The organism is Mycetocola sp. (assembly GCF_025464835.1).
GTDB lineage: Bacteria > Actinomycetota > Actinomycetes > Actinomycetales > Microbacteriaceae > Mycetocola_A.
Genome location: NZ_JAODMP010000101.1, coordinates 1 through 25,130 on the forward strand (window position 1 = coordinate 1; position 25,130 = coordinate 25,130).

Annotated in this window: 17 protein-coding genes and 1 pseudogene; 9 read left to right on the plus strand and 9 right to left on the minus strand. The window is 66.3% G+C overall.

From position 1 onward, the window contains the following. Positions 1-51: 51 nt before the first annotated feature. Positions 52-789, minus strand: coding sequence for a FadR/GntR family transcriptional regulator (locus JWP90_RS12660; RefSeq protein WP_297364836.1), 738 nt, complete (start codon positions 787-789; stop codon positions 52-54). 280 nt (positions 790-1,069) lie between these two features. Here JWP90_RS12660 and JWP90_RS12665 point away from each other — a divergent pair. The 7 genes and pseudogenes from JWP90_RS12665 to JWP90_RS12695 form a co-directional block, all read left to right on the plus strand. After that, positions 1,070-1,672 (plus strand): annotated as a pseudogene (locus tag JWP90_RS12665) (MFS transporter); the annotation flags it as partial. Between the two features lie 210 nt (positions 1,673-1,882). Beyond that, positions 1,883-3,607, plus strand: a complete 1,725-nt coding sequence (locus JWP90_RS12670) for a dihydroxyacetone kinase family protein (protein ID WP_297364839.1) — start codon at positions 1,883-1,885, stop codon at positions 3,605-3,607. After that, positions 3,607-4,074 carry a ribose-5-phosphate isomerase gene (locus JWP90_RS12675; RefSeq protein ID WP_297364842.1) on the plus strand — a complete coding sequence of 156 codons (468 nt, stop codon included), beginning with the start codon at positions 3,607-3,609 and terminating at the stop codon, positions 4,072-4,074. Before JWP90_RS12670 ends, JWP90_RS12675 begins: the two co-directional genes overlap by 1 nt. Then, positions 4,074-4,844, plus strand: a complete 771-nt coding sequence (locus JWP90_RS12680; protein WP_297364845.1) for a triose-phosphate isomerase family protein — start codon at positions 4,074-4,076, stop codon at positions 4,842-4,844. Before JWP90_RS12675 ends, JWP90_RS12680 begins: the two co-directional genes overlap by 1 nt. Further along, a complete protein-coding gene (locus tag JWP90_RS12685) occupies positions 4,841-5,635 on the plus strand; it encodes a TIM barrel protein (protein WP_297364847.1) in 795 nt (264 codons plus the stop codon). Before JWP90_RS12680 ends, JWP90_RS12685 begins: the two co-directional genes overlap by 4 nt. After that, entirely contained in the window at positions 5,632-6,495 is an 864-nt protein-coding gene (locus JWP90_RS12690; RefSeq protein ID WP_297364850.1) for a phosphogluconate dehydrogenase C-terminal domain-containing protein, read from the plus strand. Before JWP90_RS12685 ends, JWP90_RS12690 begins: the two co-directional genes overlap by 4 nt. 364 nt (positions 6,496-6,859) lie before the next feature. Further along, positions 6,860-9,709, plus strand: coding sequence for an alpha-L-rhamnosidase (locus tag JWP90_RS12695; RefSeq protein WP_297364853.1), 2,850 nt, complete (start codon positions 6,860-6,862; stop codon positions 9,707-9,709). Between the two features lie 101 nt (positions 9,710-9,810). On the opposite strand, the gene JWP90_RS12700 is transcribed toward JWP90_RS12695, so the two are convergent. The 8 genes from JWP90_RS12700 to JWP90_RS12735 form a co-directional block, all read right to left on the minus strand. Continuing rightward, a complete protein-coding gene (locus JWP90_RS12700) occupies positions 9,811-11,559 on the minus strand; it encodes a DUF5605 domain-containing protein (RefSeq protein WP_297364856.1) in 1,749 nt (582 codons plus the stop codon). A 4-nt stretch (positions 11,560-11,563) separates the two neighbouring features. After that, positions 11,564-13,072: a glycoside hydrolase family 43 protein gene (locus JWP90_RS12705; RefSeq protein ID WP_297364858.1), complete on the minus strand. Its 1,509-nt coding sequence runs from the start codon at positions 13,070-13,072 to the stop codon at positions 11,564-11,566. Beyond that, positions 13,069-15,549: a beta-glucosidase gene (locus JWP90_RS12710; RefSeq protein ID WP_297364861.1), complete on the minus strand. Its 2,481-nt coding sequence runs from the start codon at positions 15,547-15,549 to the stop codon at positions 13,069-13,071. Before JWP90_RS12710 ends, JWP90_RS12705 begins: the two co-directional genes overlap by 4 nt. A gap of 8 nt (positions 15,550-15,557) precedes the next feature. Continuing rightward, complete coding sequence (locus tag JWP90_RS12715) at positions 15,558-17,732, minus strand: beta-galactosidase (RefSeq protein ID WP_297364864.1); 2,175 nt, start codon at positions 17,730-17,732, stop codon at positions 15,558-15,560. Beyond that, complete coding sequence (locus tag JWP90_RS12720) at positions 17,729-18,592, minus strand: ATP-binding cassette domain-containing protein (protein WP_297364867.1); 864 nt, start codon at positions 18,590-18,592, stop codon at positions 17,729-17,731. The genes JWP90_RS12715 and JWP90_RS12720 overlap by 4 nt, the downstream gene beginning before the upstream one ends. Then, positions 18,589-20,403 carry a dipeptide/oligopeptide/nickel ABC transporter permease/ATP-binding protein gene (locus JWP90_RS12725; protein ID WP_297364870.1) on the minus strand — a complete coding sequence of 605 codons (1,815 nt, stop codon included), beginning with the start codon at positions 20,401-20,403 and terminating at the stop codon, positions 18,589-18,591. Before JWP90_RS12725 ends, JWP90_RS12720 begins: the two co-directional genes overlap by 4 nt. Beyond that, entirely contained in the window at positions 20,400-21,341 is a 942-nt protein-coding gene (locus JWP90_RS12730; protein ID WP_297364873.1) for an ABC transporter permease, read from the minus strand. Before JWP90_RS12730 ends, JWP90_RS12725 begins: the two co-directional genes overlap by 4 nt. 70 nt (positions 21,342-21,411) lie before the next feature. Next, the gene (locus JWP90_RS12735) at positions 21,412-22,935 is read right to left on the minus strand and encodes an ABC transporter substrate-binding protein (protein ID WP_297364878.1); all 1,524 of its coding nucleotides are present in this window, start codon (positions 22,933-22,935) and stop codon (positions 21,412-21,414) included. Between the two features lie 114 nt (positions 22,936-23,049). Between JWP90_RS12735 and JWP90_RS12740 the strand changes: the two genes are divergently transcribed. Both JWP90_RS12740 and JWP90_RS12745 read left to right on the plus strand, forming a co-directional pair. After that, on the plus strand, positions 23,050-23,655 hold the full coding sequence (locus tag JWP90_RS12740) for a TetR/AcrR family transcriptional regulator (RefSeq protein ID WP_297364880.1): 606 nt from the start codon (positions 23,050-23,052) through the stop codon (positions 23,653-23,655). A 570-nt stretch (positions 23,656-24,225) separates the two neighbouring features. After that, positions 24,226-25,130 (plus strand): nucleoside hydrolase (locus tag JWP90_RS12745; protein ID WP_297364882.1); only part of this gene is annotated, 905 nt, incomplete at its 3' end.

Below are 25,130 nucleotides of genomic sequence, written 5' to 3' on the forward strand. Positions count from 1 at the left end.
CTCGCGTCTGCTCTTCTCCTCGCGGTGGGACCCGGCTCGATTTCCCGCGGCCTACGGCGTCATTGAGCCGGACAGCCTGGCCCCAGCGGTGTTCATGTGGACGGCCATGGCAGACGCTGCGGCATCCGGATCCCGCGACGCGATCGCTGCGTACACCGCGGTGTGTTCGTCAATCGCCGCGTTGGCCTCCTCGGGCTGCTGCACAGCGCGGTCTACCCAGACCCTCAGGAGCGACCGGATGCTGGACAGCAGGTCCAGGAGCACCGTGTTGTCGATGCTGCGGGCTAGTTCGGCGTGGAACTGCAAGTCGGCCTCGACGAACGCCTTCAGGTTGGTTGCATTCGCCCGCATCTCTTCTACGTGCCGGCCAAGGCGTTCGAGCGCTTCGTCGCTGATGCGTGAGGCGGCGAGCCGAGCGGCGTAGATCTCGAGCGCTCCACGCACCTCGATGAGTTCGATCGTGCGGGGAGCACCGATCATGAGTCCCCAGCTGAGCGTCTGGGGGAGCAGTTCGCTGGTGGCGCCGCGCAAATACGTACCGGAGCCGGGCCGGACCTCGACGATCCCGAGGATCTCAAGAGCGGCGAGGGCCTCCCGCACGGCCGAGCGCCCGACACCCAGCGTGGTCGCGAGCTGACGCTCAGGGGGGAGTCGCGTACCCGGCTCGATGTCGCCCCGGGTGAAAATTTCCAGCAGGCGCTTCGCCACGGCGGATACCGGTGTTCCGCCGGCCAAACTACCGATCGACGCGGCGATCCCAGCGGACGAATCATTCGGGTATGCCGGCATGACTTAAAGCTACTGGATGGCCCGCTGCAACACTCCTGTTTAGTCCAGGTAGGTCAACCGGTTGACTTGAGTATTGGTCAACCGGTTGACATGCTCCCGAAAGTCTTGAATACTCGATGTCGCAACCGCCGCGAACATCGGGCCGGGCGAATGTGCAGTTCCGTGCCATGACGAAGGAGTTACTGTGGCTTCCACCACACCGACATCCCGGCCGCAATCAGCGGTGGAGAAGTCGGCGATCACAAAGGTCACCATCCGCCTCGTGCCGTTCGTGTCCTTCATGTTCTTCATCAACTACCTCGACAGAACCGCGATCGGATTCGCCGCTCCCAACGGGATGAACGAAGACCTGGCCCTGTCAGCGGCCCAGTTCGGCTTCGCATCCGGCGTCTTCTTCATCGGCTATATCCTGCTTGAGGTACCGTCGAACCTCGCCCTGCACCGATTCGGCGCCCGCAAGTGGCTCGCCCGGATCATGGTCAGCTGGGGGATCGTGGCCCTGCTCTTCACCTGGGTGCAAAACTTCGAACAGCTCGTCGCCCTGCGATTCCTGCTCGGTGTCGCCGAAGCCGGTTTCTTCCCTGGGGCGATCCTGTTCCTCAGCCTCTGGGTCCCTGCGGCGCACCGCTCCAAGATCCTCGCCCTGTTCTATCTGGTTCAACCACTCACCACCGTCATCGGCGCACCGCTCGCCGCCATCCTCGTCGTTCAGGGTGAACGGCTCGGGATTGAAGGCTGGCGCTTCATGTTCCTCGGAGTGGCCGTGCCCGCCATCATCATCGGTATCGTCGCCTTCTTCTACCTCAAGGATCGACCCGCCGACGCGAAGTGGCTCACCACCGAAGAACAGGTCTGGCTCACCGGTGCCCTCGAGACCGAGCGCAAGCACACGGAGAAGACGCACGGACAGGGCCGTATCCGCGACGCGTTCAAAAGCGGTCGGGTCTCGCGCGCCAGAATGACCCAGCCTGGGACCGTCGACGAAGTCGACGCCCAGGCTCTGGCGCAGTAACCGTCGTGGGGTGGCGGCTCGCCGGCCGCCCCACCTCCTCACCGTTCTTTTCATCCTTCTTATTTTTCGGAGCACTCGCACATGACTCGTCTGTTCAATGACCCGGTCGCCTTCGCCGACGAGATGATCGACGGGTTCGTCGCCGCAAACGCGTCTCAAGTTCGCCGTGTTCCCGGCGGAGTGATCCGGAGTACCGTCTCGAAGCCCGGGTCCGTCGCTGTGGTCATCGGCGGCGGGTCGGGGCACTATCCGGCGTTCGGCGGTCTGGTCGGCCAGGGTCTGGCCCACGGCGCCGCGATGGGGAACCTCTTCGCATCGCCGTCTGCCCAGCAGGTGCACTCCGTTGGTGCGGCCGCCCACCTTGGTGGTGGTGTGGTGTTCAGCTATGGCAACTATGCCGGAGACGTCCTGCACTTCAACCAGGCCCAGGACCGCCTCCGTGAGGAAGGCATCGACTGCCGGACCGTCGTCGTCACCGACGACATCGCAAGCGCCTCGGTCGCCGAGAAACACAAACGCCGGGGGATCGCCGGCGACCTCACCGTGTTCAAGGTCGCCGCTGCGGCCTCTGAGGCCGGCTACTCCCTCGATGAGGTCGTCCGCGTTGCGGTGCTCGCGAACGAGCGCACCCGCTCGTTCGGCGTTGCCTTCTCCGGCTGCACCTTGCCTGGGGCTGCAGCCCCGCTGTTCACCGTGCCTGAGGGCCGGATGGGCGTCGGTATCGGCATCCACGGTGAGCCGGGCATCGGCGAGACCGACGTGCCCACCGCCGACGGCCTTGCCGATCTCTTCGTCTCGACACTGCTCGCCGAACTTCCGGAGGGCGTCGAAGCCGCGAACGGCCAGCGGGCCGGGGTCATTCTCAACGGCCTCGGGTCGGTCAAGTATGAAGAGCTTTTCGTTGTCTACCGCCGGGTTGCAGAACTGCTCGGCGAAGCAGGCGTCACGGTCATCGACCCTGAGGTCGGCGAACTCGTGACGAGTTTCGACATGGCCGGAGCGTCCCTGACGCTCTTCTGGCTCGACGACGAGCTCGAGACCTTCTGGCGCGCCCCCGCCGACACTCCCGCCTACCGCAAGGGCTCGGTGGCCGCAGCTGAGCAGGCCCAGGTCGCCGACATCGCTGAGAGCGTCGACGAGATCCCTCACGCCAGCTCCGAGTCGCATGCTGCCGCCCGGATCGCCTTCGCCGCCATCGATGCCATCGCCGACGTCGTCGGCGCGAACGTCGACGAACTCGGCCGGATCGACGCGGTCGCCGGTGACGGCGACCACGGGATCGGTATGCAGCGCGGCTCACAGGCAGCGAAGGCGGCAGCACGAGACGCCCTCGAGCGCGGCGCCGGCGCCGAGACCCTGCTGACGCGTGCCGCCGACGCCTGGTCGGACCGTGCGGGAGGAACCTCGGGGGCACTCTGGGGATCCGCACTCACCGCTGTCGCGCGCGCACTCGGAAACTCCGCTGCCCCGACCGGTGCCGCCGTTGCGAAAGGCGTCCAGGCTGCGAAGGACAGCATCCTGACGTTCGGCGCAGTTCCGGGGGACAAGACCATGGTCGACTCGCTTGTCCCGTTCGCCGACACGCTGTCGCGCGAAATCGCCGGGGGAGTGCGGCTCGCAGCCGCGTGGGCGATCGCCGCCGACGCATGCAGCGCCGCCGCCGCAGCGACTTCCGACCTGCTACCGCGGATGGGCAGGGCCCGTCCCCACGCCGAGAAGTCGCTCGGCACCCCGGACGCCGGAGCGCACTCGCTCGCGCTGATCGTCCAGAAACTCGCAACCGTACTCAAGGAACAGGAAAAGTAATGGACAGGCTTCGCATCGTCATCGGATCGGATGACGCCGGTTTTGACTACAAGGAAATCCTCAAGAAGGACCTCCTCGCCAGTGACCTGGTTGAGAGCGTCACGGATGTGGGCGTGGACGTGAACAGCCACACCCCGTACCCGCGCGTCGGCGTCGCGGTCGGCGAAGCCATCGCCGCGGGTGAGGCGGACCGCGGGCTCCTGGTCTGCGGCACCGGAATGGGTGTCGCGATGGCTGCTGGCAAGGTCAAGGGCGTTCGGGCATCCGTCGCCCATGACAGCTTCTCCGTCGAGCGTCTCGTTCTGTCGAACAACGCGCAAGTGCTCGCCCTGGGCCAGCGCGTCATCGGGGCGGAACTCGCCCGGAGGCTTGTACGCGAATGGCTCACATACCGCTTCGACGAGAACTCGGCGAGTGCCGAGAAGGTTGCCGTGCTCGACACCTACGAATCGACCGGCAGCTGCTGATGTCACCTGTCGTCGTCGGAGTGAGCCTGAAGATGTACTTCGGCCACGTGCGTGCCCGGGACTGGTTCGCTTCCGTCGCCCGGATCGCTCGTGAAAACGAGTCCGTGACGAGCGGCGCGGTCCAACTGTTCGTCATCCCCAGCTTCGTCTCCATTCCCGCGGCGATCGATGCGCTGACGGGCACCCCGGTGACCGTCGGAGCCCAGGACCTGTTCTGGGAAGACCAGGGCGCGTACACCGGCGAGGTCTCCGGCGCTGAACTCGCCGAACTCGGTGTCGGCGTGGTCGAGGTCGGGCATGCCGAGCGCCGACGGCTCTTCGGCGAGACCGACGCAATCGTTGCGGCCAAGACGGCTGCTGCCCTGCGCAACGGCATCGCCCCTGTGCTTTGCATCGGCGAGACTCTCCGCAGCGAACCCCGTGTCGCGGCCGCCGAGGTCGAGCAGCAGCTCATGTCCGCGCTCGACGGCGCACCCGCTGGCCGCGTTCTCGTCGCGTACGAACCGGTCTGGGCGATCGGTGCTGCCAAACCAGCCGGAACCGACCACATCCGTGCCGTGTGCGCCCGGTTGCGCGGCGTGATCACATCACTCGACGGCCGCGACGGCAGTTCGGTGATCTATGGGGGAAGCGCAGGACCAGGACTCCTGACTGCGCTCGGTTCCGATGTCGACGGCCTCTTTCTCGGTCGTTTCGCACACGACCCGGCCGCACTGGCATCCGTTCTCACCGAGGCATCCGTGCTCGCGCGATCGGCGGTACGCGCATGATCGGGCTTGGAACCTACGCATTCTTCTGGCAGCATTCCGATCGTGTTCCCGAACCGCTGAGCCTGACCGGCGCGTTCGAGCGGACCAGGGAACTCGGCGTCGAACTCTTCCAGATCTGCGACTACGCACCGCTCCTCACCATGTCGCACGCCGAACTCGCCGCTGCCGCCGCCGAAGCACAGGGCCTCGGGCTCACGATCGAACTCGGCACCAAGGGAATCCAGCCCGCCCACCTGACGGACTTCCTGCGCCTGGCCGACGTGTTCGACGCGACGCTTCTCCGGAGCATGGTCTATTCACCAGACTTCCGCCCGAGCCTCGACGAGGCGGCGCGGATACTCGACGGCATCCTGCCCTCGTTCGAAGCAGCAGGCGTCACCCTCGCGCTTGAGACGTACGAGCAGGTGCCCACAGCCGATCTCGTCGGGCTCATCCAGAAGGTCAGCAGCGACCGGCTCGGCATATGCCTCGACCCGGCGAACGTCGTCGCCGGACTGGAACTGCCGAAGGATGCCGTGGACCGGTGCGCACCGGATACCCGCAACATCCACGTCAAGGATTTTGCCTTCGCGCGGCAGGACGGCTGGGTCGGGTTCACCTACAGCGGCGCCCCGATGGGCGAGGGGCTGCATGACTACTCCCACCTGGTTGATGTCGTGCGGCCCGATGAGCGCGGCATCAACGAGATCGTCGAACACTGGTTGCCGTGGCAGGGCGACCCCGAGACCACCGTCCAGGCAGAGATCGCCTGGACGGCCAACACCCTGGACTACCTATGGAGAAACCGATGACCACCACACAGGACACCCCCACCATCGCCGTGATCGGCGCCGGAGGAAAGATGGGGACGCGCGTCTCCGACAACCTCGCAAAGACCGACCACGTCGTCTTCTACAGCGAGAACTCGCCCGTCGGCCAGGACCGCGTCCGCGCGGCAGGCCGGGAGCTCACCGAGACCGCCGACGCCATCGCCGACGCCGACATCATCGTGCTGGCCGTGCCCGACCTCGCACTCGGCCCGGTCACCGCCGAGATCGTTCCCCAGCTGAAGTCGGGCGCGATCGTGCTCACGCTCGATCCCGCCGCCGCGTACGCCGGGTTGCTCACCACGCGCGAAGACGTCATCCAGGCCGTAGCGCACCCCTGCCACCCGTCGATCTTCCTGCAGCGCACCACGCCTGAGGAGTACGCCGACACGTTCGGTGGCATCGCTGCGCCGCAGGATGCCATCGCCGCGATCGAGTCCGACGACCCGGCCAAGAAGGCCATCGTCGAGGCCACCGTCCGTGCCATCTACGCACCCGTCGTCGACGTGCACTGGGTCACGATCAAGCAGCTCGCCCAGTTGGAGCCCACCCTCGTCGAGACGATCGCCTGCATGATCGGCGCGCTCCTCAAGGAGGCCCTCGACGAGGCCGTTAACACCATGGGCGTACCGGAGCCGGCCGCGCGGTCGATACTGCTCGGGCACACCCAGGTGGCTCTCGCCAATGGGCTTCGCGGTGATAACCCGTTCAGCGACGCCTGCCTCATCGCCATGGACTACGGCAAGGACTCGATTATCAAGGAGGACTGGAAGAAGGTCTTCCGCGATGAGGAGCTCGACAAGAACCTTGCCCGGATGCTCCACCTCGACAGAATCGAGCGCTAAGCCGCGGCTAAACGGTGGGGGAGTCCTCTTCGCCGGTCTGGTGAACAGGTTCCTTTTCCGTCGTGCGAGGAGCGGCGGTGTTTGGCTCAGGCGCCCAAGGCGAGGATCGTTGGTGGAGTGTCATTCGGTCCGCATCGGGCACGCTGAAGCAAGTTCAGATCCGGGTGGCACGCAGAAGGCGCAAGCGAAGAGAACGGCTAGTGAACCGCTCATGTTTCGCAACCGGCACGCGCGAACATCCCCGCTCCTCGCCTCTCGCTTCATGCCGCGCCGTTGGGAGGGCACGGCTGGAATCCGAGACTCGATCTGAAAACCGAATAGCTGTAAGGTTTTTGTAGCGTTTTGCTTATCTCAATGGAGAGCCATGCCCCAGTCATCCCCCGTCGTCGCTGCCCTCTGGGCCGAAGGCCGCGGTCGTCCCGCGTTCCTTGCCACCGGAACGCCCTCGCTCTCCTGGCGCGTCGAGACCGACCAGCCCGACTGGGAACAGGACGGCTACCGGATCGAGCGCCGCAGCGCCGGCGGAATAACGAGTGCTGAGGAGCAGTCCGCGAACTCGCAGCACGTGGCCTGGCCTTTCGAGCCGCTCCGCGCCTACGAGTCCGTCGACATCCGGGTGCAGGTCAGCGGCGCCAGCGCGACCGACACCGAGCCGGTCCCGGCCAACGCCGAACCGGGCGAGTGGGTGACCCTGCGCACCGGCCCACTCGCGCCGGCCGACTGGGCGGCATCCTTCATCGCCGCCGAGGCTGAGGATGCTCCGGTCGACGACGGCCAGAGGACATCGCTGTTCCGCCACACCTTCACCCCGCGGGCCGAGGTGGCGACCGCCATCCTTTCGGTGACCGCGCACGGCATCTACGAGACGGTCCTCAACGGCACGACCGTGGGCGACGAAGTCCTCACACCCGGCTGGACGAGCTACGAGGCGCGCCTGACCGTGCAGAGTTTCGACGTGACCGACAGTATCCGGACCGGCCCGAACGTGCTCGGCGCCACCGTTGCGGACGGCTGGTACGGGGAGCGGTTCGGCTTCGACGGCAACTTCGCCCGCAGCTACGCCGGACCGCGCGCGCTCTCCGCACAGTTGCGCATCTCCTACACCGACGGCACGAGCGAAATCGTCGCGACGGATGCAACGTGGACCGCGAGCCTGAACAGCCCGGTCCTCAGCGCGGGCATCTACCAAGGCGAGCACTACGACGCCCGGCTCGAGACTGCGGCGTTCGCCGACCCGGACGTCGAATTGGCGGACGCCGTGCCCGCCACGGTTCTCGACGCGGATGCTTCGCGCCTGACAGCGTCGTTCGCCCCGCCGGTGCGCCGGATCGAGAGCGTCGCTGCCCGCGAGATCGTCACGACGCCGTCGGGCAGGACGATCGTGGATTTCGGTCAGAACCTCGTCGGGTGGCTGGAGCTGCGCATCGATGCGCCTGCTGGTCACACCGTCACGCTCCGTCACGCCGAGGTGCTCGAGAACGGCGAACTCGGCGTGCGTCCGCTGCGTTTTGCGAAAGCGACCGACTCGTTCACGGGTGACGGGCACGGCATCCGCACCTGGAGTCCCCGGTTCACCTTTCACGGGTTTCGATACGCCGAGATCGAGAACTGGCCCGGCGAGCTCACCCTCGACGCCGTCACGGCTGTCGTGGTGCACAACGACATGGTGCGCACCGGCACGCTCGAAACGAGCAACCCCCAGCTCAATCAGCTGCACTCGAACGTGCTGTGGGGAATGCGCGGCAACTTTCTCAGCCTGCCCACTGACTGCCCGCAACGTGACGAGCGTCTCGGCTGGACCGGCGACATCCAGGTGTTCGCCCCGACCGCGAGTTACCTCTACGACGTGTCCGGCTTCCTCGGCTCCTGGCTGTGCGACGTCGACATCGACCAGCAGCGGGCCGGAGGCGTCGTGCCGTTCGTGGTTCCGAACCCGCTGCCGATGCCGCCCATCGCCGCCGCCGCGTGGGGGGATGCCGCCACGCTCGTTCCCGACACCCTGTTCACCCGGTTCGGTGATACTGCTGCTCTCGAGCGGCAGTACGGGAGCATGCGGTCCTGGGTCGAGACCGTGGCCGCGCTCGCCGGCGGCAACCACCTCTGGACGGGCGGATTCCAGTTCGGCGACTGGCTCGACCCCAGCGCTCCGCCGGAGAACCCGGCCCAGGCGAAGACCGACTCCGACATCGTCGCGACGGCGTACTACTTCCACTCGACCGCACGGCTGGCCGCCGCTGCGGATGTGCTCGGCCACGGGGCCGACGCCCGCCACTACGGAGAGCTGGCCGAGAGCATCCGCACCGCGTTCCTTCGCGAGTATGTGACGCCGGCCGGGCGCATGGTGTCTGACGCTCACACGGCATATTCGATCGCGCTTTCCTTCCGCCTTCTCACCGAGCCCGACATGGTCGCCCTCGCCGGCGCCCGCCTCGCCGAACTCGTTCGTGCTCACGGGTACCGCATCGGTACCGGTTTCGTCGGAACCCCGCTCATCGCCGACGCACTGTGTCTCGGCGGGCAGAGCGACGTGGCCTACCGGCTGCTGCTCGAGGAGGGATGCCCCTCGTGGCTGTACCCGATCTCGATGGGCGCGACAACGATCTGGGAACGCTGGGACTCGATGCTGCCGGACGGCACCATCAACCCCGGCGAGATGACCTCGTTCAACCACTATGCGCTCGGTGCTGTCGCCGATTGGATGCACCGCGCGATCGGCGGCATCGCCCCAGCCGAGCCCGGCTATCGCACGATCGAGATCGCCCCGATTCTCGGTGGCGGTGTCACGTCCGCCCGCGCGAAGCTCGAGACCGGCTACGGCACCGTGTCCGTCGAGTGGTCCCTGGCCGGGTCCGAGCTCACGCTTCGCGCCATCGTCCCGCCGAACACCCGCGCCCGCGTCGTGCTGGCCGGTCTCGACACGGTCACCGTCGGATCCGGCGTGCACGAGTGGACGACGGATGCCTCGGCGGCCATCACCGACAACGCTCGCCCGGTGTACTCCCTCGAGTCGTCGCTCGCCGACATCGTGACGGATGCCGACGCCCGTATCGCGCTCGAGGGCGCGTTCGCTGAGCTTGGTTACGTCATCGGCCTGGGTTGGACGGCCGGCGGCAAGTGGAAGAGTGACTCGACGCTCGGGGATTCACTGATCATGTTCCCGCCGGAGGGTTTGAGTCACCTCTACGAGGTGTTCGCGCGGCTCAACGCGCGCTGACGCGTCGCGATCAGCACGGTTGACAGGACATCACACGGTTCTCAGGAGAAAGCGCGAAAGCATCCCGATATTCGTGTGATCTCCGGCACCAGACCAGCGTTCTAGACCGCCGTCATCCGAACGGCCATGAACTGCCGCCCGGGCAGCGGCACCTGGAAGTAGCCCTCCACTGTGGTGTTCAGGCGCTCGATCGTCATGTTCCACGTGTCGATCACGTCGACGACGTACTTTTGCCCCGGCGGCAACACGATGTTGCGGTACCGGGACTGCCCGAAGCCCAGGTACAGCAGGTAGTACGAGCCAGCGACGCCGGCCCATGGTACGTCCCAGTCCGACGGCAGCGGGTCGAGCACGCCACCCGGAGCCTCGGCGAGAATGGTCGCCAGGAATCGGATGCGATCAGGGCTCGATCCGACGAGCTCACCACCCTTGGACCACCAGAGTTCCTCGCGCTCATTGAGGTAGGTCTCGCCGTGCCCGACATATCCGCCCCGCACCGCACCTTCCCAGAACCGGCGCACCATCTCCTCGCCGGTGATATTGCCCCAGCCCTGATCGATGTCACCCTCGTAAGCGCATTCGTCGATGACGACGGGCTTGTGCCACTCGTCCCGCCAGGCATCCGTGTTCTCTGCCGTTTTGTACACGTCGATCCGCTGCACGCTGCTGTGGGTGATCCAGGGCTTCGAATAGTCGTAGAAGCCCAGGCAGTTGTGGATCGAGAGCAGGTGCCCGACCGGGTCGTTGGCGGTGACCACGGTCGCGAGCCGCTCCCAGTCGTCGGTCGACTTCCAGGGCAGCAGGTCGTATTCGTTGGCAAGTGACCACCACACCGAGGGATGGGCGGCGAGGCGGCGCACGACGTACGAGACGAACCGGTCGTCGGCAGCCGCACCCATCTTCGAGAATCCCCACCGGTCATAGGCATGGAACAGGATGAGGTCGGCTTCGATGCCGAGCTCGGCGAGCTGCTCGATCCGGCGCTCGAGCTTCTGGAAGTAGGCCGGGTCGAAGCGGGTGAAGTCCCAGCCCTTCGCGAGCGACCCTTCGAACGGAAACAGCTCGGGCTCGTTCGCGTTGAACAGATAAGCCTTCGGGAATACGCACATCCGCAGCTTGTTGAATGGCGAATCGGCGAGGGTGCCCAGCGTGGCTTCCTCGAGCTCGTCGGTCTGGTGCGTCCACGCGTAGGCGGTCGTGCCGATCGGCACGTACCGGCTGCCGTCGGCATATCGGAAGTGGTGCGTCTCGGAGACGACGACCGGCCCTCGGGATTCCGGCTCCCCCTCGCAGAGAACTGTGCCGCTGTGGCCGTTGAGCGACCGCGCGTTCGACGTGGTTGTGAACGTCCACTCGCCGACGGCATCCGCGAAGAACCGGAGACGCCACGTGCCGTCGCCGTCGTAGAACCCGCCGACCGTCCGGCTTGTCCCGTCACCGGTCACCGTCGCTGTCAGTTCGACATCGGTGAACGGGTTGCCGTGACTCGGCCCCTGCAAAACAAGCTCGACCCGGCCACGCAGCCCGACCGTCGCTGGCGCGGTCAGCACCGCGGACGCCGTCGGCACCGTCGCAGCCTCGTAGCCAGGATCGACGTCGAGGTAACCGGCCTCGGCCGGCACCGCGGCCGCCGAGTCGCCGAGCGCGCCCAGGCGCTCCCACAACTGGTCGAGCACGTCGGTGTCGTCCCGGACGGCCGGAGAGATCATCACGACGTTGCCGACCGGCATCCATGCGAGTTGCTGTGCCATCGGGGCGTTGATGATTCCCGGGATCAACTCGGTGAGGATCCGGTTCCCCTGCGGGTGGGCGAGCACCTCGGCCAGCGAATCCTCTGTGGTGAACCCCATCGATTCAGTCGTTCCCGGTGTAGCGGAAGGAGTCGAACGCGACCATTCCGTCTACGGCATACAACCCGATCACACGGCCGGTGAACGACGCGGCGGTCTCCTGGGACAGGTAGCGCCCGTCGACACGCGCAAGCTCAACCCGGTCGTCGCCCGAACCGACACTGAGCACGACGATGTCGCTGGTCAGGTTCGCGAGGATGCTCTCGCCGTCGGAGGGCACGAAGTCGATGCCGAGCGTCGTGACGCCAGACGGCACCGGCGCCGTCCAGCTCTGGCGGATCCCGGCCACGGACGCCCGGGCGGTCGCCTGGCCGTCACCGACCTCGATCTCGTAGTGGTGATCCTCGTCGTAGCGGACGCTGAGTCCGCCGAGTCCGGTTCCCGGGTCGATCACGACGGATGCCGTCGCCCACGGATGCTGCTGCCTCCAGCCGACGAGATGGGGGCGCTGGTCGTCCAGTGTCGAGCCGTCACCGGAGAGAGTGAGCCAGCCGGGCCGTTCGCTGAGCGACGAGACCTCGGCGGGGAAGCGGCGGATGGCGATCCATTCCGGCGAGAGTTCGGTCTCGTCGAAGTCGGTCTCGAACACCGTCATCCCCGCTCGCGGGTTGAGCAGAACCGGCTCGGCCACGAGCCAGTCGTTCTCCCAGCGCGCTTCGGTGATGAACGTCTCCCGCCCGAGGGCGGAGAACGCCTGCGTCATACCGCCCGGACGCATCCCGAGCATGATGAGAGCCCAGCCGCCGTCCGGCGTTTCGACGAGGTCACCGTGCCCGGTGTTCTGGATCTCGCGCCCGGTGCTCCGTGCCGAGAGGATCGGGTTGGTCGGCCCACCCTGCCCGGCACCGTCGGCGAACGGACCGGCTGGCGAGTCGCCGCGGGCCACGCTGATGCCGTGCCCGCGCTCGGTTCCGCCCTCGGCGATGAGCAGGTACCAATAGTCACCGTGCTGGTAGAGGTGCGGTGCTTCAGGGAACTTCAGCCCCGTGCCCGACCACAACTGGCGCGGCTCGCTCGTCGGGATCCCGGTTTCGAGGTCGACGGTGATCTGCAGGATGCCGCCGTGCTCGCCCGGATCGTTGCCCGACGTCGTGTCCAGGCCCGAGTAGGTGATGTACGCGGTTCCGTCGTCGCCCCAGGCGAGGTCGGGGTCGATGCCATGGATGCCTTCCACGACGATCCCGTCACTCCACGGGCCCGAGGGGGAACCGGTCGTGAAGATCAGCATCCCCCGTGCCATGGCATCCGTCACGACGACGTAGAAGACGCCGTCGCGGAACCGGATCGTCGGCGCCCAGGCACCACCGAGGGTGGGCACGTTCTCGGAGTGGAGCTGGCCGGGCCTGTCGACGACGTTGCCGATCTGGGTCCACGTCACGAGGTCGCGGCTGTGGAAGATCGGGATGCCGGGCAGGTACTCGAAAGTCGACGTGGCGAGGTAGTACTCGTCGCCGACTTTGACGACGCTCGGGTCAGGGTAGAAACCGGAGATCAGCGGGTTCGGGTAGCTCATGCGACGACCTCCACGGTGGTTCCGAGCGGCAAGTCAATGACGCTGGTGCCGGCGTGCAGACGGAAGGTGCCCGGTTCATAGTGCCAGCCGTCCTGCCAGTCGGCGAAGGATCGTGCCGGGATGTCGGCGGTGGCGACGACAGTCTCGCCGGCCTCAGCAAAGACGACGGCGTAGCCGACGAGCCACTTCACGGGCCGGTCGATCGCCGAGTCAGCGCGCGACGCGTACATCTGCACGACCTGCTTGCCGGCGCGGTCGCCGATGTTGGTGACGCGAACGGATGCCGTCAGTTCGGTCTCGGGGGTCACGGTCGCCGCGTCGACGGTCAGGTCGGTCAGCTCCCACGTCGTGTAGCCGAGACCGTGACCGAACGGGTAGGCGGGTTCGGTGCCGGCCTTGAGCCAGGCGCGGTAGCCGATGTGAATGGTCTCGTCGTAGCGGACGACACCGTCCTTCGGGGTCACGTCGAGCACGGGCACGTCCTCCTCGGCGATCGGCCACGTCGTGGGGAGGCGTCCACCAGGTTCGACCTGGCCGAGCAGGATGTCGGCGAGCGCGTCACCGTATTCCTGACCGCCGAACCAGGTGAGCAGCACGGCGGAAACATCGTTCCGCCACGGCATCAGCACCGGGGAGCCGGAGTTCACGACGACGACCGTGCGGGGGTTCACGGCGGCGACGGCAGCGACGAGTTCGTCCTGGCGGCCGGGGAGTGCCAGCGACTCGCGGTCGTAGCCTTCCGACTCGACCTTGGCGTTGGTGCCGACGACCACGACGGCGACGTCGGCCTCGCGGGCGGCTGCGACGGCATCCGCAATCAGCTGTTCAGGGTTCGAGCGCTCCGGCTCGATACCGATCGTGATGCCGAGTACGCCGTCGATGACCGTGGGGCCGGTCATGTCGTACTCGACGGTGATGTCGATCGGCTCTCCGTCGCGCACGGCGACGTGGACCGAGCTCGACGGCGGGGCGAGGAACGACGCTCCGAGGTCCGTTCCGATCGAGGCGAGGTTCTCCTCGTGGAGCAGTTCGCCGTCGACGAAGATGCGGCCGTTGCCCACCGACGCGAACCCGAGAAGGATCTCGCCGGTGGTGTCCGGCAGGTACGTCGTGCTGAACTCGAACACGCTCGCGCGTTCGATCGGCGCGTCGCCGCCGAACCAGATGAGCGCACTGGCGAGACGGTCCTCGCGGAACAGTTCGACTCCGTCTGCGTCGAGGAACCGGACCAGAGCACCGGGCTCACCGGTGGACGGGTTCGTCATGCTCGCAAGCGGGAACTCGGCGATTCCCTCCTGCACGACGGCTCCCTGCGAGTAGCTGATCGACGCGTTCGGCAGGGCAGAGCGGATGCCCTGGATCGGCGTCACGATCTTCTCCGGCAGCACTGTCGCGCTGCCGCCGCCCTGGGTGCGGGCGTGACGGGCGTTGTCACCGATCACGGCGACGCTCGTGAGAGTATCCGCCGACCAGGGCAGTTCTCCGGTGTTGCGGACGAGCACGGATCCCGCGGCTTCAGCTTCGCGGACGAACGCGATGCCGTCTTCGACCTGCACCGGCGCGGCGACGACCGGCTCGAACCCTTCGAGAGCGCCGACACGGGCAGCCAAACCGAGGATGCGGAGGACCTTGCGGTCGATGGCGGACTCTTCGACTTCACCGGCGCGGACGGCGGCCACGAGGGCATCGCCCCACGGGCCGGCGGGGCCGGGCATGACGAGGTCCTGTGAGTGCTTCGCGCTCTCGATGCTGCGCACGGCGGTCCAGTCGCTGATGACGACGCCGTCGAATCCCCATTCGGAGTTCAGCGGGGTCTCCAGCAGGTCGTTCTCGGTGGCGGTGGCGCCGTTGATGGAGTTGTACGAGCTCATGATCAGCCAGGCGTGTGCCTCGGTGACCGCCTTCTCGAAGGCGAGCAGGTAGAGCTCCCGGAGAGTACGGTCGTCGACCTGAACGTCGACGGTGAACCGGTCGGTCTCGAAGTCGTTGGCGATGTAGTGCTTGGGCGTCGCGCCGACACCGTTCTCCTGCACTCCCGACACGTAGGCGGCGGCGAGGCTGGAGGTGAGGACCGGGTCTTCGCTGAAGCACTCGAAGTGGCGACCGCCGAGCGGTGACCGGTGGAGGTTGATGGTCGGGCCGAGCACGACGTCGACGCCCTTGCGGCGTGCCTCGACGGCGGCGACGTTGCCGTACCGGCGGGCGATGGAGGGATCCCAGGACGAACCGAGCGCGGTGGCGGAGGGCAGGTTGAGGGAGGGGCTGCGTTCGTCCCAGACCTCACCGCGCACACCGGATGGCCCGTCGGAGACGAGGATGCGACGGAGTCCGATCTTCGCCAGCGGCTCGGTCGCCCAGAAGTCGTGGCCGGTCAGGAGAAGAACTTTCTCTTCGAGGCTGAGCTGGTCGAGCAGACCGCCGAGGCGCTCCTCGAGGTTGGTTGAGGTTGCCGGCTGGGCGGCGGTGGCCTGAGTCATGGCGACAGTCACTTTCTATCGGTGGTGGACGTGATGGAGGTACTGAAAACGCGGACGTCCCACGGCCCGAGCGTGATTGCGTCGCCGGGCTCCGCGGTCACATCGGTGACGAGATCGCGGAGCTGGGCGGGAGCAACGGCGGATGCCGGGTCCCACGACCAGTTGTGGACGAAGAACGTGCGGATGCCGTCGGGCGCTGTCGAACTGGTGACCGTCACGGAGGCCGGAAGATCGGTCCAGCCGGCGACGGGTTTCGGGACGAGCCATTCGGCGATCGACTGGGCGAGTGCGTGGTCGGGCACGGTTCCGACGACAGTGACGCGCCCCGATCCGCTCTCGCGGGTGGTGATCGCGGGCCAGCGGCCGAGGTGCGGATGCCGGTAGTGGGCCAGCGCGGTCGCCGGAGCGGTGTCGTTGAGGGTGAGCCCGTCCACCCAGTCGGTGGCGTGGGCGCCGCCCTTCACCTGAAAGTCTCCCGACGCATCCGTCGTGACCGGGATCGGCTTGGGAAGGTTGGCGAACTCGTCGTACCAGGTGCCTGCCGTCTCGGCGAGACGGGCGGGCTGCACCTCGAGGCGGGCGCGTCCCTCACGGTCGGCATAGGCGGACCGGGGTCCGAGCACGAGGTGACCACCGGCTTCCGCATAGGCGTCGAGCCAGTCGAGCTCCTCATCGGCAGCGGTGAAGAAGGCGGGGATGAGGAGAATCGGGTACCGAGCCGCGAATGCGGCAGGGTCTCCGCCGTCGATGGCATCCACGCCAGGGGTCGCCCGGGTCGGGAACACCTGCTGCGGCCGCACGAGCCGGGTCTGCAGCCCGGCATCGAACGCGCCGCGAACGAACGAGGCGAGGATTCTGCGGTAGGCATCCGGGTCCAGATACGCGCCAGGGGCTCCGAACGGGGCCTGCGACGCGAGTGCGAACTTGCTGTCGGAGTCGTAGAGGACCGCGATGTCGGCATCCGGAGTCCCGCGGCGCACGGCGGCGCCGGCTTTCGCGAAATCCGCACCGAGCTGGGCGAGTTCCCGGTACGTCCTGCCGGGCTTCTGGCTATGCGGAAGGATGCCGCCCCAGTACGTCTCGGTCCCGAAGTGCAGGGTGTGCCAGTGCCAGTACTCGATCATGACGGCGCCGCGCGAGACCAGTGCCCAGGCCGCCTGCCGCCACTGGCCGTCGTACGGCGAGAAGTTCAGCGACGAGTGCCCGATCGACGATGCGTTGGTCTCCGTGACGAGGAACGATGACTGCTTGGACGAGTACATGAGATCGGCGAGGTGGTACAGCGCCCACGTTCCCCGGACGATCCAGTTGTCCGACCGTTCGAGCGTCGACGGATGCGCCAGCGAGGCTTCCATCTCGTAATAGGCGTTGCCGGACGAGATGTCGAGCTGCGCAGACAGGTCAACATCTTCGACCCCGTCCTGCTCGTAGGAGATGCAGGTGGTGACGAAGTGCTCGGGATGCGCGATCTCGCGCACGATGTCGGCCTCCCAGCCGATGAACTCGGTCACCAGTGTGGTCTGGAAGCGCCGCCAGGCCAGCGCGTACTGCGGTTGGAAGTTACGGTCCGGGACCCAGAGGTCTGCCCAGGTGGACAGCTTGTGCGACCAGTAGACGAGGCCCCACTCGCGGTTCAGGGTCTCGACGTCGCCGTAGATCCCGCGGAGGTGGTCGACGAACTGCTGGAAGATTCCGTGGTTGTAGAGCAGGTGGATGCCGGGCTCGTTGTCGACCTGGTAACCGATGATCGCCGGGTGGTCCTTGTACCGCTCGACGATGCGACGGATGACGCGCTCGGCGTGGAAGCGGAACGCCGGATGGGTGAAGTCCATCTCCTGCCGGCTGCCCCAGGTGAACGGAACGCCGGTCGCCGAATCGCCCGCAATCTCGGGGTAGAGCCGTGCCAGCCACATCGGGGCGGCGTAGGTCGGGGTGCCGAGGATGACGCCGATGCCGCGCGCGTGAGCCCCGTCGAGCACCGGCTGGAGCCAGTCGAGGTCGAAAACGCCGTTCTCCGGTTCCCACGTCGACCACACCGATTCGCCGACACGGATGACAGTGAAGCCGGCCTCGACCATGAGGTCGAGGTCTTCGTCGAGCCGCGGGCTCGGCTGGTACTCGTGGTAATACGCTGCGCCGAATCGGATGCCGTCGAAAACGGCATCCTCGACAGCATCCGTCATGAGAGTGCCCCGGCCTGCAGTTCCTGTTCCTCCTGGATGGCGAGGAGACGCTGCCGGTCGGCCCTGCGCTGCTCCTGCCGGTCGGGGTCCGGGACAGGGGCGGCCAGGAACAGTCGCTGCGTATACGGGTGCTCGGGTGCGGAGGTGACCTGGTCGCCGTCGCCCCACTCGACGATCTCGCCGTGGAACATCACGGCGACGCGATGGCTGAGGTGGCGCACGACCGCGAGGTCGTGGGAGACGAACAGGTAGGCGACGCCCGTACGCTCCTGGATCTCCTTGAACAGATCCAGCACGCGTTCCTGCGTCGACAGGTCGAGCGCCGACACCGGCTCGTCGCAGACGATCAGTCGCGGGTCGAGAGCGAGCGCTCGGGCGATGGCGATCCTCTGACGCTGGCCGCCGGAAAAGTCACGCGGCAGCCGGTCGGCGGCGTTGCTGGGCAGTCCGACCTGATCGAGAAGGTCCACAACCCGCTTCGTCGCCGTCTTGCTGTCGATCTTGCGCATTGTGAGCGGCTCGACGAGGATCTGCTCGATCGTCAGCGACGGGTTGAGCGACGTGTACGGGTCCTGGAAGACCACCTGAATGTCGCTCGAGAGCGCGCGACGTTCCTTACGGCCGAGGTGGGCGATGTCCTTGCCTTTGTAGAGGATCTCGCCGCCGGTGACGGGCGCGAGGCCGAGCACCGCCCGGCCGAGCGTGGTTTTCCCTGAGCCGGACTCCCCGACGAGACCGACGGTCTCGCCCGGACGGATGTCGAGGGAGACGCCCTTGAGAGCGCGGAAGGGGGCCTTCCGGAATCCCTTGACCGGGTATTCGACGATGACGTCCTTGATGTCGAGCAGTGGCTGGTTCACGACTGGACTCCCTGCGTGGTGGTCTGCGGCGGCACTGGGGCAAGTTCGCCCCGAGCGTTGCCCTCCTCGAGGATCGCCGAGAGCAATGACTGGGTGTACGGGTGCCTGGCCGAGTTGAAGATGGCACGCACAGGCCCGGTTTCGATGATTCGTCCGTGACGCATCACCGAGACGCGGTCGCAGAGGTCGGCGACGACACCGAAGTTGTGGGTGACGAGGATGACGCCCATGTTCAGTTCGTCCTGCAGGCGGCGAAGCAGTTCGAGGATCTCGGCCTGCACCGTGACATCCAGCGCCGTCGTGGGTTCGTCGGCGATCAGCAGGTCGGGTTCACACGAGATCGCGCCGGCGATCAGCACGCGCTGGGCCATGCCGCCCGAGACCTCGTGCGGGTATGCCGCGAAGGTGCGCTTCGGGTTCGGGATGCCGACGTGCGAGAGGAGCTCGAGAGCCCGCTCGGTCGCGGCCTTCTTCGACAGTCCGAGGCAGACCCGCATCGGCTCGACCATCTGGCTGCCGATCGTGAACGACGCGTCGAGGTTCGACATCGGTTCCTGCGGGATGTAGGCGATCTTCCGGCCACGGATCTTGGTCATCTCCTTCTCCGTGGCATGGGCGAGTCCCTTGCCTTCGAAGACGATGGCACCGTTGGTGACATGGCCGCCTTCGGGCAGGAGACGCATGATCGACCAGGCGGTCTGGGTCTTGCCCGAACCGGACTCACCGATCAGACCGTGCACTTCTCCACGGCGAACCGTCAGCGACACGTCGTGGACGACGGTCTTGGTCGAGCCGTCCGGCTGGGCGTACCCGATCGAGAGGTCGCTGATGTCGAGCAGGACTTCGCCGGTCCTTGCCGCGGTCCGGTGGTCTTCGTCGTGGGTGACGGCCGGGACCTTGTCCGGGTCGATTCCTGCGGTTGGGCGCTGCTTGAGTTTCTTCGGCTTGGTGCCGCTGCGTTCGAGGGTGTCCCGCATGGTGCTGGCCAGCAGGGTCAGTGCCATACAGGTCAGGGCGAGCACGAGGCTCGGCCAGAGGATGAGGAGCGGTGCTTTGTAGATGTTGACGAAGCCGTCGTTCAGCATCGTTCCCCAGGTGGGGATCGTCATGTCGCCGAGGCCGAGGAAGTCGAGACCGGCCTGAATCGCGATCGCGATCCCCAGGATCATGGCGGACTGGATGATCACGGGAGCCCGGACGACCGTCAGGATGTGACGGCCGATGATGCTGCCGTCGCTCAGCCCGGAGACACGGGCGGCATCGACGTAGAGCTCATCGCGCACCGCCGTGACGGAGGCGTAGACCAGTCGGAAGAACGCCGGAGAGAGGATGACACCGAAGATGGCCATCGACAACCACATCGACGGGCCGAGGACGGCGCGGGCAGCGAGCAGGACGACCATGGCGGGCAGGGCCATCAGCAACCCGGCGAACCAGGACGACACGCTGTCGAACCAGCCGCGGTAGTAACCCGCCAGGAGGCCGCCGGTCACACCGATGATCGCGGCGATGATGAGGGCGAGCAGACCGCCGGCGAGGCTGAACCGACCGGCGTAGAGCAGCCGCGAGAAGACATCGCGCCCTGCACTGTCGAATCCGAGCGGATGCCCCTCGCTGGGCGGGCCGAGGATGTTCTGAAGGGACGCCTGGTTCGGATCGATCGGTGTCAGAAGCGGCGCGAAGATCGCGCTGAGCACGAGGAGGGTGAGGAAGACGATCGACGCCAGGCCGATCGGGGTCTTCAGCAACCGCACGATCAGAGACGTGCGGGCCGCCTTCGGGGGAATCGTTGCGGGAGTCAGGTCGATCACGCGAGCCTCACCTTCGGGTTGAGCCAGCCCTGGAGCAGGTCGATGAGCAGGTTGACGATGACGACGATCGCCGCCGTGGCGACCACGAGCCCCATCACCATGGGGATGTCGCCCTGGCTGGTGGCGATGACCGCGACCTGGCCGAGGCCGGGGATGGCGAAGATCTGCTCGACGATGATGGCACCGCCGAGGAGTCCGACGAATTGCACGGCAAGGATGGCGAGGGCCGGTCCGCCGGCATTGCGGAGGACGTGCTTGTAGACGACCCGGTTGTGCGACAGGCCGCGGCTGCGCAGTGTGCGGACGTAGTCCCGGTGGAGCGCGTCGACGACCGAACCGCGCACCTGCTGGGTGACACCGGCGATACAGCCGATGGAGAGGGCGATGATCGGCAGGGTGACGCTCGCGAGCCATTCGGTGGGCGACACGGCGAACGGCACGTAGCCCGTCGGTTTGAACCACTTGAGGTTCAGAGCGAAGAAGGTCACGAGCCCGAGGGCGATGAGGAAGCCGGGGATCGCGAACCCGAGGATGGAGATTCCCTGGACGACCTTGTCGACCCATCCGCCGTGGACGGCCGCCCAGACTCCGAGAATGACGGACACGATCGCAGTGATGATAGTGGCCCCGATCACGATCGAGAGCGTCACGGCGAGGCGGGAGGAGATCCCTTCGGTGACCGGCTGTCCGGTGAACCAGCTCGTGCCCAGGTCGCCGGTCAGAGCACGGGAGAGCCAGTCGAAGTATTGGACGATGATTGGCTGGTCGAGACCGAGTTCGGCGGTCTTCTGGGCGACCGTTTCTTCTGTGGCCGACTGGCCAAGGATGCGCCTGGCGATGTTGCCACCGCCGACGTAGAGCAGCGTGTAGGCGAGCACCGAGATCACGAGGAGGAGAACAACTCCGGATACCAGCCGCCGCAGGATGAAACCAAACATCGTTGTTTCCTAGCTGTAGAACTGAGGGGGAGCCGGGCCGCGCGTTCCCGCACGGCCCGGCGAGTGGTGCCTAGGACTTCGGCGTGAAGTTCCAGAGGTACGGGTAGGCGTTGCCGACCTGCGTCTTGACGTCGGTCTTGGCATCCGTCACGAAACTGGACTGCATCCGGTACCAGGGAGCGAACCAGGCCTGGTCGACGATGTAGGCGTTGAGTTCCTTCACCGCGGCATCCGACTCGTCCTGCGATCCGTTGTGGACCGTTTCGATGAGCTCGTCGACCTTCGGGTCCTGGTACTTCGTCGGGTTGAAGGTCGCGGTCGGGGCGATCGCGAAGTTGATCAGTGCCCAGTCCGGGTCCTGCTGCAGGATCATGTAGGTCGATCCGTACTTGGGAGCAAGGATGTCGGCGATGAAGTTGTTGCCGGCATCCGTGTACTCGACGGTGATGCCGACGTCCTTCAGCTGCTGACCGATCAGCGTGAACACCGTGGTGCCGAGCCCGGAGGTCGACGGCATGGAGAGTGTGAGACCGTCTTCGTAGCCTGCTTCAGCGAGCAGGTCCTTGGCCTTCTCAGGGTCGTACGAGTAGGCCGAGTCGAGTTCTTCGTCATATCCGACCGAGCTGGTCGGGAAGATCTGGGTCGTCGGCGTACCGAGGCCCTGTCCGACCGCCTCGAGCAGCGCTTCGGTGTCGAACGCGTAGTTGATCGCCTGGCGAACGCGAACGTCGCCGAGCGCAGGCTCGATGGTGCCGGCGCGGTCGAAGAGGATCAGGCCGGTCCAGTTGAGCTCGAAGGGGTTCACCGTGTAGCCGGCTGCTTCGATCTCGGCGAGGTCGTTGTTGCTTGCCGTGTTGGCGCCGTTGAGCTGCCCTCCCTTGAGAGCGTTGAGCATCGCGGTCGGGTCTGCGTATGGTTTGAGCGAGAGGGCGTCGTAGTGGACGCTGTCAGGGTTCCAGTAGTCCTCATTCTTCGTGAACTCGTACGAGGATCCGACGACGGTCGCCTTGGTGTCGAGGATGTACGGGCCCGAGCCGACCGGGTTGGTCTTGATATCGGCGTTCTCGAACGACGCGGGGCTCTGCACCATGCCGGCGTTCTGGGTCAGCGCGACGAGGAGGTTGGGGTCGGACTGGCTGAGAGTGAGCTCGAGGGTGGTCGGATCGATGGCCTTCGCGTCGGCAACGGCAGCGAGCAGGCTCTTGTTCGGCGAGGTGCCGTCGCGGAACCGCAGGATGTTCTGTGCGGCGGCCTCGGCGTCGAATTTGGTGTCATCGGTGAAGGTGACGTCGTCGCGGAGGGTGAGGGTGAGGACCGTGCTGTCTTCGTTGTACTTCCACTCGGTGGCGAGGTTCTCGACGACCTCGCCCTCGGGGGTCGCCTTGAGAAGAGTGTCGTACACGGCCTGGCCGTATGGCGCCTCATTGGCGAAGTTGATCGCCTGCGCTTCGAAGGTCGTCGCCGTAGCGATGAGACCAAGAGTGAGTTTGTCGGAACTGGCGCTGTCCCCGTCGTTGCTGCCGCCTGCGGAGCATCCCGTCAGGGCGAGTGCGAGCACCGCGCCAACTGCGGCGGCTCTTTTCCATCGGAACATCTTTGGTCCCTTTCAGCTGTGGTGTAGGCCCCCATTGGGCTACGTCTCGAGAGAAGCTAACACGAAAAACGAATGGTCACTAGGTTTTCGGCGCATCTGTTATAGAGTTCCCCCATGACCGTGACCGGGAAGCCTCGTGGCAAATACGCCAAAACCGCTGGTCGCAGGCGTGAAATCCTCGAGGCGGGTATCGACGTATTTTCTGCCGGCGGATTCCGGAGTGGATCCATCCGAGAGATCGCTGAGCGTGTGGGGATGAGCCAGGCCGGCCTCCTGCACCACTTCGCGAACAAGAACGAACTGCTCGCCGCTGTGCTCGAGTTGCGTGACGATCAGTCGCGTGAGTATACGAACGGCGATGAGGAGAATGGCCTCGAGACGATTCGTGGGCTGATCAGGCTCGTTGAATACAACTCGAGCGTTCCCGGGCTCGTCGAACTGCACTGCACACTGTCGGCGGAAGCGACCGCGCCCGACCACCCGGCACACGACTACTTCGTGGGTCGCTACGCCTGGGTGAATTCGTTCATCACTGCCGCGTTCGAGCGAATCCAGGCCAGAGGCGAGCTCGCTCCGGGAGTGGACCCGGCGAGTGCTGCCCGCGGCTTGATCGCGGTCATAGATGGGGCCCAGCTGCAGTGGCTGCTCGACCGGGAATCGATCGATATGGCGGAGGAGACGCGGATGTTTGTGCGGCTCCTGATCACGGTCGAGCTCTAGCTCGGCGTTTTCCCGCGCTTTCCATCAGCCTCACCGCTGGACCCTCCCGTTGGCGAGACCGGAGCGAAGCCGCTGACCCCGCACACGGAAAAACGGCTTCTTGGCACCGTCGACTACTCATGGACGAATGGCTCGATGGTCACGCAGCGGCCGCGAGGCTGGCAGGGCAACGCCCGTTTCGGCGGCCGGCGCAAGGGTTCGGCTATCACGCGATCACAATCCGAGGACGAAATCGACCGAGTCGATCCGCGAGACCGCTACTCGCCCGGCCCGCTCGGTGAAGCCGTGTTCGCGGCGTTCTCGGGCGCACTCGGCCATGACCCGCTGACAAGCGTTGAGGGGCGAACTTTCGGGCCCGCATACTCGACCTGACCACCGAAATGCTCCGGGAATCGCTTGTGTTACTTTGAGAGCGTCGCGTTGCGCCAGCGTTACTCTCCGCCTCATTGCCTCCTGCCCTGCAGATCGCATGCCGCGAGGGGAGAGATCTCGTTGTGCTGACGACATTCGAAGCCCCTCATGCACGGGACCAAGGCCGAGTATCGCTCGGCTTTCATACTAAGGACGACGATGACGTTCCCCTCGCTCTCAGATCTCCGAGCCATCGTTCAACCGCGAGCCCGCGTGATCGTCGACAACGACTTCTCCGGGGATCCAGATGGTTTGATCCAGCTCGCGCACCATCTGCTGTCGCCCTCCGTCGACATCCGAGTCGTGATCGGCTCGCACCTGCGGAAGGGCGACCCGTTCGACCCCTCCGGCCGGACCGCAGACAACGCTGCCGCGGCGGCGCAGCGGGTCGTCGATCTCGCCGGACATAGCGACCGCGTCCCGGTCGTCGCCGGTTCGAACGTTGCGCTCGTCGACCGCTTCACGCCGATCCGGTCGGCCGCCACCGACGCAATCATCGCCGAGGCGATGCGCGACGACACCGACCTGCCCCTCTACCTGGCCTGCGGCGCCGGCCTTACCGAGGTCGCGAGCGCCGTGCTCCTCGAGCCGCGCATCGCCGAGCGCCTCACGCTCGTCTGGATCGGGGGGCCCGAGCACAAAGGCCTCGCAGAACCGCCCCCTGGGTCCGAGGGGGCAGAGTACAACCTGGCGATCGACCTCACTGCCGCCCAGGTTGTTTTCGGTGATTCGGCGATCCCAATCTGGCAGGTGCCGCGCGATGCCTACCGGCAGACCCTGATGTCAACGGCGGAGCTGATCAGCCGCGTGCGCGGCATGGGTGCGCTCGGCGATCACCTCGAGCAGGCCATCACTCGGGTATCAACCATGGTGGAGGCGCACGGCATACACATCGGGGAGACGTACATCATGGGTGACAGCCCTCTTGTGCTTCTCACCGCGCTGCAGTCGTCTTTCGAGCCAGACCCTTCGTCAAGCACCTTCGTGCTGCGGCCGACTCCCGCGATAGACGACGCCGGACGATACGTGGACACGCCCACCGCCCGGCCGGTGCGAATCTATAC

Coding starts and splice junctions, on each gene's coding strand:
- JWP90_RS12660 (WP_297364836.1), bottom strand. CDS start 789: ATGCCGGCATACCCGAATGATTCGTCCGCTGGGATCGCCGCGTCGATC.
- JWP90_RS12670 (WP_297364839.1), top strand. CDS start 1,883: ATGACTCGTCTGTTCAATGACCCGGTCGCCTTCGCCGACGAGATGATC.
- JWP90_RS12675 (WP_297364842.1), top strand. CDS start 3,607: ATGGACAGGCTTCGCATCGTCATCGGATCGGATGACGCCGGTTTTGAC.
- JWP90_RS12680 (WP_297364845.1), top strand. CDS start 4,074: ATGTCACCTGTCGTCGTCGGAGTGAGCCTGAAGATGTACTTCGGCCAC.
- JWP90_RS12685 (WP_297364847.1), top strand. CDS start 4,841: ATGATCGGGCTTGGAACCTACGCATTCTTCTGGCAGCATTCCGATCGT.
- JWP90_RS12690 (WP_297364850.1), top strand. CDS start 5,632: ATGACCACCACACAGGACACCCCCACCATCGCCGTGATCGGCGCCGGA.
- JWP90_RS12695 (WP_297364853.1), top strand. CDS start 6,860: ATGCCCCAGTCATCCCCCGTCGTCGCTGCCCTCTGGGCCGAAGGCCGC.
- JWP90_RS12700 (WP_297364856.1), bottom strand. CDS start 11,559: ATGGGGTTCACCACAGAGGATTCGCTGGCCGAGGTGCTCGCCCACCCG.
- JWP90_RS12705 (WP_297364858.1), bottom strand. CDS start 13,072: ATGAGCTACCCGAACCCGCTGATCTCCGGTTTCTACCCTGACCCGAGC.
- JWP90_RS12710 (WP_297364861.1), bottom strand. CDS start 15,549: ATGACTCAGGCCACCGCCGCCCAGCCGGCAACCTCAACCAACCTCGAG.
- JWP90_RS12715 (WP_297364864.1), bottom strand. CDS start 17,732: ATGACGGATGCTGTCGAGGATGCCGTTTTCGACGGCATCCGATTCGGC.
- JWP90_RS12730 (WP_297364873.1), bottom strand. CDS start 21,341: ATGTTTGGTTTCATCCTGCGGCGGCTGGTATCCGGAGTTGTTCTCCTC.
- JWP90_RS12735 (WP_297364878.1), bottom strand. CDS start 22,935: ATGTTCCGATGGAAAAGAGCCGCCGCAGTTGGCGCGGTGCTCGCACTC.
- JWP90_RS12740 (WP_297364880.1), top strand. CDS start 23,050: ATGACCGTGACCGGGAAGCCTCGTGGCAAATACGCCAAAACCGCTGGT.